Genomic DNA, 16,635 nt, shown 5'->3' with positions numbered 1-16,635 from the left:
ATGGAGACGGCTTTTAACCATTTGATGTAAAATTAACATAAAATTAATCTATACCGTTTCGGTTTTTGGTATGAATTTGGTATTATTGCTTAAATAGATAGGTTTTTTATCATGAGCAAAGAAATATTAGAGTTTTCTGTACAGGTAGATGAAAAATTTGACCTAAAATTTAATTGGTTAGATGGCTTTTGGGGCGCTGCATTTAAATTTTTTGGAAAATAATTTTTAAAATCAAAAATATATTGAATCAGTTACTCTGAACTGAACGGAAAAGTATTGCCTGATCTTTCTGAAAGACCATTTATCTTGATCATTAATTCTGCTTTAGTCTTGCAGTTATTTATATTCATTCCAACTTTAGTACTCATCTTTAGTCTTTAGCCTTTGGTCTTTCCTCTTTCAGCTTTTAGCCTTATCTTTGCAAAATAATGAGTAGAAGAAAGCCCGGTACGGTAACTATTGTTCCAAACGTACATATAATCGATATTGCTGAAGAGGGAAAAGGTGTTGGCAAGTCCGACGAATTGGTCATTTTTGTTGACAAAGCTGTTCCTGGCGATGTGGTAGATGTGCGGTTGACCAAAAAGAAAAAGAATTTTGCAGAAGCAATCATCGAGCAGCTGCATACAAAATCGGAACTCCGTACAGATCCTTTTTGTCCTCATTTCGGAACCTGTGGTGGTTGCAAATGGCAACACATGGGTTACGATGCGCAGTTAAAGTTTAAGCAGAAAAATGTTGAGGCTGCGTTACAACGCTTAGGTAAAATAGATACCTCAGGAACTGAACCTATTCTTGGTTCGGCAAAAAACAGGTATTACCGTAATAAACTAGAGTTTACTTTTTCGAATAAACGTTGGTTAGAAAAAACCGATATGGAACGCGAAGAGGATTTTGATATGAATGCATTAGGTTTTCACGTACCCTTGCGTTTTGATAAAATTTTAGACATTGAGCACTGTTACCTGCAGGATGAGCCTTCTAACTCGATCAGGAATTCGGTGCGTAAATATGCTTCTGATCATGGTTTGTCTTTTTACGATCTGCGTAACCATGAAGGCGCTTTACGTAACCTGATTATCCGCACTTCCACTACCGGAGAGGTAATGGTAGCGGTAGTTTTCGCTTATCCGGAGCAAGAGCAGGTTGATGGTTTAATGGGTTTTCTTCAAAATGAATTTCCACAGATTACTTCTTTGCTGTATATCGTTAACCAAAAGAAAAACGATACCATTTTTGATCAGGATGTGGTGGTTTTCTCCGGTCGTGATCATATTTTCGAAGAAATGGATGGCATCCGTTTTAAAATCGGGGTGAAATCTTTTTACCAGACCAATTCTGAGCAAGCTTTTGAATTATATAAAATCACCAGGGATTTTGCCGGTTTTAAAGGCGACGAACTGGTTTATGATTTATATACTGGTGCAGGTACCATCGCGAATTTTATTGCAAAAAACGTGAAGCAGGTAGTAGGCGTAGAATATGTGCCAACCGCAATTGAAGATGCGAAGTTTAACTCTGAATTAAACGGGATCGATAATACCATCTTTTATGCTGGCGATATGAAAGATATCCTGACTTCAGAATTTATATTGGCGCATGGTAAACCAGATGTGGTTATTACCGATCCGCCACGCGCTGGTATGCACGCAGATGTAGTACAAAGGTTACTGGAAATGGAATCTGAAAAAATTGTTTATGTAAGCTGTAATGCGGCTACGCAAGCAAGAGATTTAGAGTTACTGAAAGAGAAATACGATGTGGTGCGCATTAAACCTGTGGATATGTTTCCGCATACGCAGCATGTAGAAAATGTAGTATTGTTAAGGTTAAAGTAATAGAATTGATTGAATGAGTGAAGGATTGAATGAGGCAATTGGGCATTAACATTCAACAATTCACTCAATCAAAATTCAATTAGTAGTTAGGTATGGATAGAGAAGAATTATTAGGCGCAACGCCCGAGGAGAACGGAGCAACACAAAAGAAGCAGGAAAGTCCGCTGGTAAGCTTAGAAAAAGACCTGGAGTTTTATGCTGATGCGATTAAAGAAGTAGCCATCGAAATTATGGTTGAAGGCATTTCAGCCCACCCTATTTTTATTGCGCACCAACATGAGGTGAACATTGGCGAACTTATCTTAAACAAAGAAGAACTTAATACCGATTGGACGATACAAGCTTCTACTTTAGAAGAGTTTGTAGAAAAAGGAATCATCAGTAAGGAGAAAAAAGAACCCTTCTTAAAAGTGTATAAAAAACCGGAAGATTTTATGTGCGTATTCGTAGTTGTTCCTGAAGGTGCCAACTTTATTTATTATCCGTATAAAAAAGGTAGAGGGTAGAAAGGTTGAGGGTTTAAGGTTTTCTCACTATAGCCTTTAATGACCATAATCTGTGCAATCACCTATATTAAAAAAAGTGCCGCTTTGCATCCACAAAGCAGCGCATATTATTAACTAAACTAAACTTTTAATTTACGTGGTGTACATCTCCGCTTTTTGAGCTTGATGTTTTTTTAAGTGAAGCGTTTCCTTTATAACTCACGTCGCCACCACCACTCGCACTGGCCTCCAGGCCTTTATTTACATAAAGACTTACATCAGAACCACCAGAAGCCTGCACTTTTGCATAATCAGTAATCAATTCATAAGCGTCTATATCACTACCGCCACTGGATTGAATGGTCATATTTTCTGCTTTGCCTTTTAAATCGATATCACTGCCGCCGCTTGACTGGATGGATAAGTCGTTACAAACCACCGTTAGTTTTAAGTCTGACCCACCAGATGAGCGAATAGCAAGTTTATCGGTTTTGATCTGATTTTGTGTAAAAACATCCGACCCTCCGGATGCTGCAATTGCATTTAGGCTTTTGAAACTTACATAAGCTTTAATGGTACGGTTTTTAAACATACCGCTCCAGTTGATGCCGTCTTTAAATTTTATGGTAACATTACCGCCACTTTGCTCAACAATAATATCTTTTAATGTTTCCGAATCTGATTTTATGCTCACACTCTCACTACCACCTTGGGTTAGGTACAAGTCAATTCCACTGCTTACACCGATACTATTAAAATTTTTAACCGTGAAACTTTTAGTTTCCTGTGCTTTAGCGATGTAGCTTGTTAGCACTATAAATAAAATTGCGGATGATTTGGTAAGGATTTTCATAGTCGTTTTGTTAAATGATTCTGAAGCTTCATTACGCAATATTGTGCAATAATGGCTTCGATTTTGTATTTTGGTTATTCATTAGACGCATCTCTGATGAAAACGTTGCAAGCAGTGGGAATTATTTTTCAAATAGTTGAAAAACCTGAATTGTCTTCTTAAGAAGTTTAAACTATTTATTCGTTTTAGTACATTTTAGAATATTATCTCCGTCTTTAATTAAAAGCGTATCAACAATACCTTTTTCATTTTTTGTAAAAATTATTTTTGGATCAAAATCCCAAAGAAAAAATATTTCCTGTGTTTGCGGGAACAGATTGAAAGTTGGTAAACCAATGGTTTTTAAAATTAAATTCTTATCTTTTTTATAAATATTTACCTCTTCGCCATCTGGCCTCATGTATTTGCCTGTATAGGTTTTTAATATATCATCGCTTATATTAAAAACTTTCGGGATGTCATTTAGTGGTGTACTTTTGAGGGCTTTATGTATGATTTCTGTTCCTTCAGGCCAAAAAGATCTAACAATGTTATTGCAAATGATTTGCCCGTTGTCTCCATTGGTTAATACAATTATGCCACATTTTGATTTTGGAAGTAATACGATAATTGCCGCTACTCCTGCATCGTTACCTCCATGTTCCATTGCATATTCATGATTGGGTAAATCTTTAATTAGTCGCCAACCTAGTCCCTGCATTAAATTCTGATTAATTTTAGCCTGTCCTTTAATTATTTCGTTAAATAATTGCTTAGAAATATGGAGACCATTTAAAGTTTCAATGCCAAATTTACTAAGGTCAGTAACTGTTGTGATCAGATCATCTGCAGCACTTGGTTCGGAAGCATAATTACTTTTGGTGTATTCTTTTCCATTGGCATCATACCACCTGCTAAATCTTTTTAGATCTTGCTTACCATCCCATTCATGTTTGGTGTCGATCATACCGAATGGTTTAAATAAAATAGAGTCTGAAAGTTGAACTAAAGATTTGTGAAATTTATGTTCTATGGCTTTTTTGAGATACTCCACCCCTTCTCCCGAATAATTAAATTTGGTTCCCGGCGCAAATTCAAATTGAAGTTTTCCTGATGCATTCATCCATCTCCAATTGCTAAATCCTGATTGATGACTTAAGATATGGCGGGTTGTAAGTTTTTTTGATAATGAATCAGATGCAATATCAGGATCGGTATAATAATGATATAGTGGTTCATCTAATTGCCAATCGCCATTATCGATTAGTTTTAGTACAAGCGTTGAAAATACCACTTTAGTTACCGATGCTACATTGAAAAGTGTATTGACTGGTTTTAGAGACCCAGTAGAATCCTGACCATATACTTTTGCATGTATTAACTTTCCATCTTGTATTATGCCAAGGCCTACATTTGGGACATTTAAATCTTTTTGCCAGGCAGCTATTTGATCTTCTAACAGTTTGATTTTTTCTTCAGATCGATTGTGTTTGAGTATTTTACTACGACTATTATGCTGAGCATAATTGATAGTCGGACTTAATAGAAAAAAAAAATATAAAAAATTATTTTGTTCGAATGTTTCATTTTCCCTGCGTGTTCTATTGGATTATCAGACGGTGAGGAGGAGAAAACGTTGCAAGCAGTTGAAATTATTTTTCAAATAGTTTGAATTTCATCCTTAAAATCGTTCTTTTTGTATTCAATCCTTTTTATACAATGGCATCGCAACTACTTATTCTTAACAAGAAACAGATTCAGCAGAAAATAGACCGTATCGCTTATCAGATTTTGGAAGATAACCTGAATGAGAAAGAAATAGTATTGGCGGGTATCTGGGACCGCGGCTACAAATTGGCATTGAGATTAGAAAAGGTACTAAAAAAAATCTCTGGCTTTAAATTAACCTTACTGCGCATTGATCTGCAAAAGGAGAGTAGCAAATTGGTTGCTTCAACCGATCTCGATGAAAGCCATTGGAAAAATAAAGTAATTATTATCGTAGATGATGTATTGAACAGCGGTAAAACGCTCGCTTATGGTTTAGGCGTTTTCTTAAATACCCCACATAAAAAAATCCGAACCGTAGTTTTGGTTGATCGAAGTCACAAAATTTTCCCTATTGCCACTGATTTTGTGGGTCTTGAATTGGCAACTATCTTAAAAGAGCATGTAGATGTGGTGATGGATGTGGAGGGAGAGGAAGATCGGGTTTATTTGAGCTAGGTTGGATGTAAAATGGAAGAGGTAGGGTTAAAGGCCTATCTTTAATCGAAGTAAAAAATTTGTTTAATTCGTCATTTCGACCGAAGTGGAGAAATCTTTAAACAGTACATCAAAAATCCTATATTCCTTTTACAAGCGAGGGGGGTATTACTAAAATTTGCAATTCACCTCATTTTTTTGCAATTTCCCGAAATGTATCAGCCCAGAAAAAATAATTTGATCTTCAGCTTTTTCTCCTGGTACATTCAGTTTATCATCAAAAAAGATTTTGCAGCATTTCAGTATGATCAAATTCAGGTTGAATCTGATGCATCTTTGTTGGTTTTAGCCAATCATTTCAGCTGGTGGGATGGGTTTTTCCTCTTTTATATCAATAAAAAAATATTTAAGAAACAATTTCATGTTTTGGTAAATGCCGAAAACTATACTAAAGTTGGTTTTCTAAAGTATCTTGGTGCTTTTGCTGCCGAAAATAAAGGTAAAGATGTTTTAGAAATGCTTAATTATGCAGGCAAATTGTTAGATAATCCTGCAAATATGGTACTTGTATTCCCTCAGGGCAAATTGTATTCAAATCACTTGAAAAATATCAGTTTCGAAAAAGGAGTAATGCAAATGATTAATGCCAGTCAGAAAAAAATCAATATTATTTTTGCTGCTACCTTTATCGATTATTTCGCGAAAAGAAAGCCCTCTGCCTATACTTATCTACAGCATTGGGAGAACGAGGAGTACGTGAGTTTACAATTACTAAAAAGCGCCTACAATAAACATTACGATCAATCGGTTGTTAAACAAACTCAGCTAATTGAATGACAATTTTTATTTACGCCGTTTTAATTTTTCTGGTGATCCGGTTTTCGGTTACTGTTTTCAACTTCCTCTCTAACCCGAAGTTGCCGAGAGTGGTTAAACACTACCATGATAAGGTTTCGATCTTAATACCTGCGAGAAATGAAGCAGAGAATATTTTGGAATTACTTGTTTCAATAAAAAATCAGGATTATATCAATTATGAGGTTATTGTTTTGGATGATAACAGCAGTGATCATACATTCAGTATAGTTGAGGAATTTTGTTTCTCAAATCCGCAATTCAAAGTGTTAAGCGGTAAAGAGCTGCCTCAAAACTGGCTTGGAAAAAACTATGCCTGCCATCAGCTTAGCGAGTTGGCTACCGGGAAATATCTTTTGTTTATTGATGCAGACGAATCAATCAAAAGAGGACTAATCAATAGCCTCATTAACCGAATGGAAATTGGAAATCTGGCCTTGCTGAGCGTTTTTACGAACCAAACTATAAAATCGATAGGCGAGTGGTTAACCGTACCCTTAATGCATTTCATCCTATTAAATTTATTGCCTTTGCGTTTGGTTAAGCTTTCGAAAAATCCGGCATTTGCAGCAGCAAGCGGGCAATGCATGTTTTTTAATGCTAATAATTATAAAGGAAACCATTGGCATGAGCGGGTTAAACACCAGGTTGTAGAAGATGTGGAGATTATGAAGCTGGTAAAACAAGAAAAATTTAATGCAGAAGCCCTTTTAGCCAACGGACTGATTTATTGCAGGATGTACAAAAATTTAGGCGAAAGCTTAAACGGTTTCAGTAAAAATTTACTGGCAGGTTTTGGTAATAACATCATAATATTATTACTTTACCAGCTTTTGGTAACCATAGGGCCAGTAATTTTAATCTTAAACTTTAATGTTGCTTTACTTGTATTACCATTAACTTTAATAGTGTTAAGTAGAATAATGATCTCTTATTTATCTGGACAGCATGTTTTGATAAATCTGATTTTACATCCCTTACAGATGTTGTTCTTCTTAATCATATCATTTATTTCTATAAAGAAACATATTTTTAAAACGAGTACATGGAAGGGCAGAACGATCAAAACGATTTAAAGATTAAAAGAATTGCAGTTGCAATAATTGTCATTTTTCATTTGGTTGGCTTGTTTGGTTTCTTAATTCCAGTTGCACAGCCTTATTTTATCAAATTAATTCCTTTTCATTTATTGCTGATGTTTGCCGTAATTCTTTTTTCGTACAATGCGGATGTGAAAAGATTATTGTTGCTGGTTTCGGGTGTATTTCTCTGTGGCTTTTTAGTCGAGGTATTGGGCGTGCACACTGGGAAAATATTTGGAAGCTATTATTATGGCGATACGTTGGGATACAAAGTTGCTGCGGTTCCACTACTCATGGGCGTAAATTGGGTAATCCTTATTTTCAGCATTGGGCAAATGATGAAAAGTATGAAAATCAGGAATAGTATTCTGGCTTCTGTACTCGGCGCTTTTATACTGGTTGGTTTTGATTTCTTTTTGGAACCTGTGGCCATGAAATTTAACTATTGGCAGTGGGATTGGCATGAAATTCCGGTTCAAAATTTTGTGGCCTGGTTTATCGTTTCAGTAATCTTGTTGAAGTTTTATTATGCTTTAGGTTTAAAACAACAGAAATATATCGGTACAGCCATGTTTGCTTCACAGTTAATCTTTTTTGTTGTCTTATACATGACAACCGGAACAAATATTTTTGCTTAATTTTGTGGTGTTATTTTAATTAACTTTATAACATGGAAACACTAATCGTACAGCCTAAAACTAAAAAACAACTTTTGGCAGTTGAGGCCGTGTTACAAGCGTTGAATGTATCTTTTAAAAAGGAAAAAAGTTACAGTCCGACATTTATAGATAAAATAGCTAAAGGGGAAGAGGATATAAAAAATGGACGTCTAACCAGGATTAAGGATGTTCATAATATATGGGAAAGTATTTTGTAGATATTACTGATCAGGCTAAACAACAGTTGGCCGCCATACTTAAATCTGGAGATCAGGCTTCATTAAAGAAACTCCAGCAAATTTTTATAGAATTAAGTATCCATCCAGTATCAGGAGTTGGTAAGCCTGAAAAACTAAAATTTGAATTTTAAGGCTATTGGTCGAGACAGATAAATAAAAAAGATAGGTTAGTCTATAGGATCGATGAAGAGATTATTACAGTATTTGTAATTTCTGCAAAGGGACATTATGGCGATAAATAACTAATCCTAAAAACAAATGAGCAATTTAAACTTACAGGTTAACATCGATAAATCATCAGGCTTTTGCTTTGGGGTAGTATATGCCATAGAAATGGCTGAAGATATTCTGGATAACGAAGGTTATTTATACTGCCTTGGCGATATCGTTCATAATGATGAAGAAGTGGAGCGTTTAACCAATCGCGGATTAAAAATCATCGATCACGAAGTATTAAAAAACTTAAGGAACGAAAAGGTTTTGATCAGGGCGCATGGTGAAGCACCTTCAACCTATCAACTGGCTTTAGAAAATAACCTGACTTTAATTGATGCTTCTTGCCCGGTGGTGTTGAAATTGCAGAACAGGATTAAAAATTCCCATGATGATGATGAGCAGGTGCTTATTTTTGGGAAACACGGTCACGCCGAAGTTATCGGCCTCCAAGGTCAAACAGATGGTAAAGCCATTGTTTTTCAAGATTTAGCTGAATTAGATAATGTTGAGCTTCCTGCTAAATTTACATTATATAGCCAAACCACTAAAAGCACCGATAAATTCTACCATATTAAAGATGAATTATTAAGCCGCGGTTACGAAGTAAAAGCTAATGATACGATCTGCAGGCAAGTATCTAACCGATACGAAGAACTCGAAGATTTTGTAGGTCATTACGATAAAATCGTTTTCGTTTCGGGCAAAAAATCATCTAATGGAAAAGTGCTTTATGATGTATGTAAAAAACACAATGACCATTCTTACTTTATTTCTAACGTAGAAGAATTAGATCAGGCCTGGTTTAACGAAAATGATAAAGTAGGTATCTGTGGAGCTACTTCTACACCGATGTGGTTAATGGAAAAGGTTAAGGCTGCATTAGAAAAATACTAATTATAAGAAGAACTAATCAATTAATATTTATTATTTAATGAAAGCCTTGCTGATAATAGATATGCAGATTGGTAGTTTTAAACCTTACACTTTGCGTTATGATACTTTAGGTGTAATTGAGAGGATAAATAAATTATCACATTATTTTAGGATGAATAATTATAAAGTGATTTTTGTCCAACATGATGGTACTAAAGAAAATATATTTTTACCAAATACCTTTGATTGGGAACTCTTGCCAGAATTAGTCACCAGTCCTGCTGATGATATCGTTTCAAAATCAGCTAACGACGCATTTTATAATACAAATTTGCATCATACCCTAGCCCAAAGTAATATTACAGAAATATTTGTTACTGGCTGTGCGACCGATTTTTGTATTGATGCAACAGTTAAGTCGGCTGTTAGTAGGGATTATGAAGTAACTGTTGTGGAAGATGCCCATACAACTGCAGACCGGCCACATTTAACTGCTCCTAAAGTAATTGAGCATTACAATTGGCTCTGGCGTGAAATGACTCCAACAAACTTTAAAATTCAAGTTATAAGAACTAAAGATCTACTTACTTTATTTGCTTAAGAGTGATATGCCAATTGAACAGGGATTTTTAAATCTACAAAACCATAAATCAAAAGCTGTAAACCCATATACCGGAATTCTGGTTGCGTTAACCGTAATGGCCTGTTGGTTTATTTCTCTCTTTTTCTTATTAAACTGGCATTTTAACTGGAACAATCCTTTGGTTTATCTGATGGTTTTCGTTCAGATGCATTTGTACACAGGTTTGTTTATTACCGCCCACGATGCGATGCACGGAACAATATCGCCGAACCAAAAGGCCAATAATTTTATTGGTTATCTTTCCGTTTTTCTTTACGCAGGTTTTTTTTATAACCATTTGTACACAAAACATCACCAACACCACAAGCATGTACATACCGAAAACGATCCGGATTTTGCACCACATGGCTTTTGGAAATGGTATTTCCGTTTCATGCTAAATTATGTCACCATTATTCAATTGGTAATTATGGCCATAGCTTTTAATGTTTTGAAAATCTGGGTTGCTGAAAAGAACCTGCTGTTATTTTGGGTACTGCCATCCTTATTAAGTACTTTTCAACTGTTTTATTTCGGAACCTATTTGCCGCACAAAGGTGAACACGATAACGAATACCATTCTACTACTTTAAAGAAAAATCATTTTGTAGCTTTTATAACCTGTTACTTTTTTGGTTACCACTTCGAACACCATCAAAAACCAGGTATGCCCTGGTGGCAGCTGTATAAAACGAAAAGATAATATCATTAGTTGTGGTGTCGGATGTTGCCGTCTGACACTAAATTAACCATCTTTCGATTTCCCTAATGATCTTTTATTTATTCTAACTGTCAGATGGTAATATCTTACAGCATCCCAAAAACACACCTAAGTTGGGTTTAAAAACGTTAGAAAACCTGCACAAAACCAGGTTCATAAACCTGACTGTACGAAAATCCTTTTTGTGGTATAAACGTTTAAAAATGCATTACCAATCACAAAAAGATTGTAGGGAAGGCAGGGCTACGCTTAAATAGACTTGCTGCATTTGCTTTTCTAGTAAATAAGAAACAAATACAATATATTTTGACCGAAAAATGTCGGCCATCATATTTTTAACATAGGTAAAAAACAATAAAAAGGCGATATTTGCGCCACAAAACATATTCTTGTATACATGAGCAAAAAGGGAATTTTACTGGTAAACTTAGGAACGCCTGATAGTCCGGCAACGGCTGACGTTAGAAAATACTTAGACCAATTTTTAATGGACGAAAGGGTAATCGATATTCCGAAGTTGAACAGAACATTATTGGTTAAAGGTATTATTGTTCCCTTCCGTAGTCCTAAAACTGCAAAATTATACAAAGAAATCTGGAACGAGAATGGTTCACCATTGTTGTTTTACAGTAGGTTACAAGCTAAAATGCTTCAGGAAAGGCTAGGTGAAGGCTACCATGTCGAGTTAGCTATGCGCTACCAAAGCCCATCCATTGCTTCGGCGTTGGCAAACTTAAAAGCAGGTTTGGTAGAAAGTATACAGGTTATCCCAATGTTTCCGCAATATGCTTCTGCGAGTACTGGTTCGGTAATGCAACTGGTAATGGAATTGGTGAGCAAATGGCAAACCGTACCACCGATTTCGTTTGTGAATTCATTTCATGATAACGAATTGATGATTAAAGTTTTTGCAGAAAATGCTAAAAAACATCATGTAGAAAGTTATGATCACGTGTTGTTCAGTTTCCACGGTTTGCCGGAACGGCAGTTGTTAAAGTGCGATCATACCGGAAGTTACTGTTTAAAAAGTGCCGATTGCTGCCAGACATTAAACGATACCAATAAATTTTGTTATTCTGCACAGGGGCATGATACGGCCAGGTTAATTGCCAAAGAATTAAACCTATCGAGAGATCAATATACCGTTTGTTTCCAATCGCGTTTAGGTAAAGAGCCATGGGTGCAGCCATACACTACAGATGTATTAAAGAAGTTGGCCGCCGAAGGCAAAAAACGCCTTTTGGTTTTTAGTCCTGCTTTTGTAGCCGATTGCCTGGAAACGCTTTACGAAATCACGGTAGAATACCATGAAGAGTTTAAGGCCTTGGGTGGCGAACATGTTCAGTTGGTAGAAAGTTTAAACGATAGCCCCGTTTTTATTGAGGCACTTGCCGGAATGGTTAAATAGTCTTAGATTTAAAGATGGCGAACTTTATCATTTTAATGGGGGTATCTGGAAGTGGTAAAACGGTTATCGGAAAGGCTTTGGCACCAAGAATAAATGCTGAATTTATAGATGGCGATAACCTGCATTCACAGCGGAATGTAGATAAAATGGCTGCGGGGATTCCCTTAACAGATGCCGACCGTTTAGATTGGCTACTGCTGATTGCGAAAGTTGGGCGCGAACATGTGGCTCATGGTACAAGTTGCATTATTGCTTGTTCTGCACTTAAGAAATCGTACCGCAATTTGCTGAGAACAGATAATACCAATATCCGGTTTGTTTATTTAAAAGGAAGTTTCGATTTAATTCACGATCGTATTGTTAAACGTTCTCACCAATATATGCCTTCAACCTTATTAAAAAGCCAGTTTGATACATTAGAAGAACCACTGAGTGATGAGCAGGATGTAGTAACGATTTCAATCGATCAAAGTATTCCCGAAATTGTTGAAGAAATTGCTAAGTCCGATCTGATTTCGTAATCATCGAAATAATCTGATCAGTTGCCCCTTTTTTATTTGCAACATATCTTTTGGCCTGGTCTGCAGCATCTTGATTTTCTACGAAACCTTCAAACGCATTAATTAAATCAGTTGTGGAGCTGATGCTTTTCGCTGCACCAATAGCAATGAGATCTTTTGCTTCCTGAAATTTATCATATTTAGGTCCGAAAATTACAGGTAGACAAAATGCTGCGGCTTCTAAAGTATTATGGATACCTGTTCCAAAACCGCCGCCAATGTAAGCCACTTTTCCGTATTGATATAATGAGGAAAGCATACCGATGTTATCGATTATTAAGATTTGAGATTTTAGATCTGAGATATGAGAACTGTCAACATTCAAGTGAGAACTGAAAATTGAAAACCGCACACTGTTAACTGAAAACTGCTTCTCTATACTTTCGATATGGCTTTCGTGAATCTCATGTGGGGCAATAATAAACTTCCAGTTAGGGTATTTTTCTGGCAGGGCCGATAATATTTTCTCATCTTCCGGCCAGGTGCTTCCGCAAACTAAAGTAGGTGAGTTGCCAATAAAGCCTTCGATAAGGGGAAGCGATTTCGGTGATTGTGCATTTTCGTAAACACGGTCGAAACGGGTATCGCCATTAATGGTTACATTATTTAAACCGATTGATTTTAAAAGGTTTTCACTCTCTTTATTTTGTACGAAAAAGTAAGTAACAGATTTTAAAATATTGCGGTAAAAACCGCCATACCATTTAAAAAATGCCTGACCTTCTCTAAAAATGCCAGAAATGACATATAAAGGAATACCCTGATCTTTTAATTCCTGAAAATAGAAATGCCAAAATTCGTATTTAGTAAAAATCGCCATTTCAGGATTAATGCAAGCTATAAAACGTTTAGCATTAGTGGCAGTATCAATGGGGAGATAAAATACGTCTGCCAGTGCATAATTTTTCCTAATTTCATATCCCGAGGGAGAAAAAAAAGTAACTATAATTTTTTTCGCAGGATAAAGGGTTTTTATTTTTTCTAAAACGGGTCTGCCTTGTTCAAATTCGCCTAAAGAAGCAAAATGAAACCATATATGTTTTTCGGCAGGATTAATTTTCCGGGCAATTATGGTAAAGATATTTTTGCGCCCATTGATAAAAAGTTTAGCCTTAGGATTAAATAATGAGAATATCCTGATGATTAAAGTATAAGCCCAGATTCCGATGATGTAAAGTAATTTCATATCTTCGTGCCAAGATAAAACGAATATATTTAAAAAGCTTAAAAATATATGGACGCCTTGCGATTTTACTTAGTATTCAACTAAATAAATAGACTTCGCTGATTGGCCTATAGCTAAACAAAATAAAAAAATATAAGCTAAGGAGATACTGGGCTGAGAACCAAAATTGGACGTGCGGAAGGATTAAAAATTACATACGAATACTTTAAATCATTGCCTTCAGAGGCATTGGAAAAATAGAACATAAAGATTTAACCGTTAAAATGGCAAAAATATTAGTTACTGGTGGAACAGGGTACATAGGTTCGCACACAGCTGTAGAATTACACAACGCAGGATATGAAGTTGTAATTGTAGATAATCTTTCAAACTCGAATATCAAAATTTTAAACCAACTACATGCCATTACCGGCAAATGGTTCGATTTTCATGAAATTGATCTTCAGGATGAAAAAGCGGTACAGGAATTTGCAGAAAACCACAACGATATCGATGGAATTATCCATTTTGCGGCTTCAAAAGCGGTTGGCGAATCGGTAGAAAAACCATTAAAATATTATAAGAATAACTTTTATGGATTGATTAACCTGCTAATTTCATTTAACAGGAAAATTAATTTCGTGTTTTCTTCCTCATGTACCGTTTATGGCCAGCCAGACACTTTACCGGTAACCGAAGCTGCATCGGTTCAGAAAGCAGAATCTCCTTATGGAAATACCAAACAGATCGCTGAAGAAATACTGGCAGAAACTGCTGCGGTAACACCTGATTTAAGTGTAATCGCTTTGCGTTACTTTAACCCGGTTGGTGCCCACGAAACTGCTTTGATCGGTGAACTGCCAAATGGTATTCCGGCAAACCTTGTTCCGTTTATTACTCAATCTGCTATTGGAAAACGTGGTCCGATTACCGTTTACGGAAATGATTACGACACGCCAGATGGTTCTGCTATCCGCGATTATGTCCATGTGGTTGATCTGGCAAAAGCACACGTTGCCGCTATTAAAAAATTAGAAGATGGAAACCCGAACGGTAACTATGATGTTTTCAATATCGGTACTGGTAAAGGATCTTCAGTTTTAGAGATTATTGCCGCTTTCGAAAAAGTAAATGGCGAAAAACTGGATTATAAAATCGGTCCGAGAAGGGCGGGAGATATTGTTCAGATTTATGGCGATGTACAAAAAGCGAATAACGAACTGGGCTGGAAAGCCAATCTGGATATCAATGAAATGATGCGCTCTGCCTGGGAGTGGGAAAAATACATTAAGACTAACCCTTTTTAAATGAAGTTGTCAGAGCACAAAGACTTAAAAACCGCTATTACTGAACTGCCTGTTAAAGAAAAGGACAAGCTGTTATTGCGCTTGTTAGCTAAAGATAAAGTGCTCACTGAACACCTTCATTATAAATTATTAGAGGATGAAAGCGATTTAGAAGATCGGAAAGAAAGGATTAAAGCTGATGTTGAGGAACAGGTTCAGGAACTGAAAAAGCTAAATGCCAAAGAGGCATTGGTAAAAGTAAGGAAAATGATCACATCGGTTAACCACTTTTATAAGGTAACCAAAGATCCTGTTGGGGAAGTAGAACTTAAACTTTTTATCTTAAATGCTATTCCATTTGATTATAAAAAATCAATTTTTGGTTACCGTGATTTTATGATGCTTTTTAGTATCTATTACGTCAAAACAGTTGCGGTAACCATCAATAAATTCAAAAAACTTCACGAAGACCTGCAGTTCGATTTAAGTGAAGATCTTAATCACTTGCTTGATAAAATCTATTCTTCTAAATTAGCTGGAACAGCAGAGGCCAGTAATTTGCCAAAAGAGATCAGTTAAATACAATATTTCCGTTATGTTAATCGATAAATCTCCAGGATTAAAGAATGTAGTTTAAATTTACCTCCAAACAAAAAAGACAAATTACTTTTGAAACCCATTAGTAAGGATTTCATGTTATTAAGTCAACTAGAATATCAATTTTTAGAAATGATAGCGATCTGGATGAACGCATCGGACAAATTAAACAGGAAATAGGATAAATAAAACATGTTCGGATTATTTAAAAAGAAAAAAATAGCGCCTAAATTTAATTTCTCTGGTATCGGAACAGATATGCATTCGCATATTATTCCGGGTATTGATGATGGTGCCCGGACCCTGAATGATTCTCTTCTCCTGGCCAAAAAATTTAAAGCTTTGGGTTATAAGAAGCTGATTGCCACTCCGCATATTATGGCTGATTATTTCCGCAATACACCCGATACTATTAACCGTGGCCTGGACACATTGAGAAAAGGCTTGCTGGAAATAGAACTCGATTTGGAAGTTGACGCCGCTGCAGAATATTACCTGGATGAAACTCTTGAAAAAAAGATCAGACAAAAAGAGGTGTTAACTTTTGGGGATAATTATCTTCTGTTTGAATTATCCTATGTAAATGCTCCTCAAAACCTGATTGATTTTATAAGACTAATGCAGGATGCCGGATATAAGCCTGTACTGGCCCATCCTGAGCGTTATCCTTACTACTACAATTCCTTCGAGAGTTATCGTCAGATCAGAGAAACTGGCTGCCTCTTGCAGTTAAATGGTATTGCTTTAACAGGTTATTATGGCGCTGGGGCAAAAAAAATAGCAGGCGAAATGGTGGAAAACCACATGATCGATTTTTTAGGCAGCGATATGCACCATTTAAAACATGCTGCAGCGCTACAAGATAGCCTTAGTACGCCATCAATGCAACAACTGCTCGCTCAAGTGCAACTGAATAATGCCTCACTGTAGTTGCATTAGTGCATTGCCATTCATTTATTCTTTTTTTGCATGTTGCTAATTGCAAATCACGT

General features: G+C 36.1%; 20 protein-coding genes and 1 pseudogene. 18 read left to right on the top strand and 3 right to left on the bottom strand.

Going from position 1 to position 16,635, the window contains the following annotated elements; all coding sequences use genetic code 11:
- The first annotated feature begins 111 nt into the window (after positions 1–111).
- From IM793_RS21690 to IM793_RS21680, 3 genes are all read left to right on the top strand, one after another.
- Entirely contained in the window at positions 112–222 is a 111-nt protein-coding gene (locus IM793_RS21690; RefSeq protein WP_025145553.1) for a hypothetical protein, read from the top strand.
- A gap of 206 nt (positions 223–428) precedes the next feature.
- Complete coding sequence (rlmD, locus tag IM793_RS21685) at positions 429–1,838, top strand: 23S rRNA (uracil(1939)-C(5))-methyltransferase RlmD (RefSeq protein ID WP_193425002.1); 1,410 nt, start codon at positions 429–431, stop codon at positions 1,836–1,838.
- Between the two features lie 92 nt (positions 1,839–1,930).
- Entirely contained in the window at positions 1,931–2,344 is a 414-nt protein-coding gene (locus tag IM793_RS21680; protein ID WP_193424999.1) for a hypothetical protein, read from the top strand.
- Between the two features lie 127 nt (positions 2,345–2,471).
- Here IM793_RS21680 and IM793_RS21675 read toward each other — a convergent pair whose 3' ends face one another.
- Positions 2,472–3,176: a head GIN domain-containing protein gene (locus IM793_RS21675; protein ID WP_193424995.1), complete on the bottom strand. Its 705-nt coding sequence runs from the start codon at positions 3,174–3,176 to the stop codon at positions 2,472–2,474.
- A 172-nt stretch (positions 3,177–3,348) separates the two neighbouring features.
- Positions 3,349–4,602, bottom strand: coding sequence for a serine hydrolase (locus IM793_RS21670; RefSeq protein WP_370629846.1), 1,254 nt, complete (start codon positions 4,600–4,602; stop codon positions 3,349–3,351).
- A 272-nt stretch (positions 4,603–4,874) separates the two neighbouring features.
- On the opposite strand from IM793_RS21670, the gene IM793_RS21665 reads away from it, so the two are divergent.
- The 12 genes and pseudogenes from IM793_RS21665 (at position 4,875) to IM793_RS21615 (ending at position 12,556) form a co-directional block, all read left to right on the top strand.
- Complete coding sequence (locus tag IM793_RS21665) at positions 4,875–5,381, top strand: phosphoribosyltransferase family protein (protein WP_090502125.1); 507 nt, start codon at positions 4,875–4,877, stop codon at positions 5,379–5,381.
- 192 nt (positions 5,382–5,573) lie between these two features.
- On the top strand, positions 5,574–6,197 hold the full coding sequence (locus tag IM793_RS21660) for a 1-acyl-sn-glycerol-3-phosphate acyltransferase (protein ID WP_193424992.1): 624 nt from the start codon (positions 5,574–5,576) through the stop codon (positions 6,195–6,197).
- A complete protein-coding gene (locus tag IM793_RS21655) occupies positions 6,194–7,291 on the top strand; it encodes a glycosyltransferase family 2 protein (protein ID WP_193424989.1) in 1,098 nt (365 codons plus the stop codon). Before IM793_RS21660 ends, IM793_RS21655 begins: the two co-directional genes overlap by 4 nt.
- Positions 7,261–7,935, top strand: coding sequence for a carotenoid biosynthesis protein (locus tag IM793_RS21650; protein ID WP_193424986.1), 675 nt, complete (start codon positions 7,261–7,263; stop codon positions 7,933–7,935). Before IM793_RS21655 ends, IM793_RS21650 begins: the two co-directional genes overlap by 31 nt.
- Positions 7,936–7,967: 32 nt before the next feature.
- Positions 7,968–8,174, top strand: a complete 207-nt coding sequence (locus IM793_RS21645) for a DUF2683 family protein (protein WP_193424984.1) — start codon at positions 7,968–7,970, stop codon at positions 8,172–8,174.
- The gene (locus IM793_RS24905) at positions 8,156–8,326 is read left to right on the top strand and encodes a hypothetical protein (RefSeq protein ID WP_227256342.1); all 171 of its coding nucleotides are present in this window, start codon (positions 8,156–8,158) and stop codon (positions 8,324–8,326) included. Before IM793_RS21645 ends, IM793_RS24905 begins: the two co-directional genes overlap by 19 nt.
- Before the next feature lie 12 nt (positions 8,327–8,338).
- Positions 8,339–8,437 (top strand): annotated as a pseudogene (locus IM793_RS24900) (type II toxin-antitoxin system mRNA interferase toxin, RelE/StbE family); the annotation flags it as partial.
- A 16-nt stretch (positions 8,438–8,453) separates the two neighbouring features.
- On the top strand, positions 8,454–9,305 hold the full coding sequence (locus tag IM793_RS21635; RefSeq protein ID WP_193424981.1) for a 4-hydroxy-3-methylbut-2-enyl diphosphate reductase: 852 nt from the start codon (positions 8,454–8,456) through the stop codon (positions 9,303–9,305).
- Between the two features lie 37 nt (positions 9,306–9,342).
- A complete protein-coding gene (locus tag IM793_RS21630) occupies positions 9,343–9,885 on the top strand; it encodes an isochorismatase family protein (protein WP_193424978.1) in 543 nt (180 codons plus the stop codon).
- Positions 9,886–9,892: 7 nt separating this feature from the next.
- Positions 9,893–10,609, top strand: coding sequence for a fatty acid desaturase (locus IM793_RS21625; RefSeq protein WP_193424975.1), 717 nt, complete (start codon positions 9,893–9,895; stop codon positions 10,607–10,609).
- A 415-nt stretch (positions 10,610–11,024) separates the two neighbouring features.
- Positions 11,025–12,035: a ferrochelatase gene (gene hemH / locus IM793_RS21620; protein WP_193424972.1), complete on the top strand. Its 1,011-nt coding sequence runs from the start codon at positions 11,025–11,027 to the stop codon at positions 12,033–12,035.
- Between the two features lie 14 nt (positions 12,036–12,049).
- Positions 12,050–12,556 (top strand): gluconokinase, encoded by a 507-nt coding sequence (locus tag IM793_RS21615; protein WP_193424970.1) that lies wholly within the window; start codon positions 12,050–12,052, stop codon positions 12,554–12,556.
- Here IM793_RS21615 and IM793_RS21610 read toward each other — a convergent pair.
- Positions 12,534–13,781, bottom strand: coding sequence for a 3-deoxy-D-manno-octulosonic acid transferase (locus IM793_RS21610; protein WP_193424967.1), 1,248 nt, complete (start codon positions 13,779–13,781; stop codon positions 12,534–12,536). The genes IM793_RS21615 and IM793_RS21610 overlap by 23 nt on opposite strands.
- Positions 13,782–14,044: 263 nt before the next feature.
- Between IM793_RS21610 and galE the strand changes: the two genes are divergently transcribed.
- The 3 genes from galE (at position 14,045) to IM793_RS21595 (ending at position 16,573) form a co-directional block, all read left to right on the top strand.
- Positions 14,045–15,067, top strand: coding sequence for a UDP-glucose 4-epimerase GalE (gene galE / locus IM793_RS21605; RefSeq protein ID WP_193424965.1), 1,023 nt, complete (start codon positions 14,045–14,047; stop codon positions 15,065–15,067).
- On the top strand, positions 15,068–15,625 hold the full coding sequence (locus IM793_RS21600) for a hypothetical protein (RefSeq protein ID WP_193424962.1): 558 nt from the start codon (positions 15,068–15,070) through the stop codon (positions 15,623–15,625).
- Positions 15,626–15,835: 210 nt separating this feature from the next.
- On the top strand, positions 15,836–16,573 hold the full coding sequence (locus tag IM793_RS21595; protein ID WP_193424960.1) for a tyrosine-protein phosphatase: 738 nt from the start codon (positions 15,836–15,838) through the stop codon (positions 16,571–16,573).
- Positions 16,574–16,635: the final 62 nt, after the last annotated feature.

Origin of the sequence: Pedobacter sp. MR2016-19 (assembly GCF_014947265.1) — a bacterium.
Lineage (GTDB): Bacteria > Bacteroidota > Bacteroidia > Sphingobacteriales > Sphingobacteriaceae > Pedobacter.
Note: the sequence above shows the minus strand (reverse complement) of the source record. Positions and strands in the feature narration are given on the sequence as shown.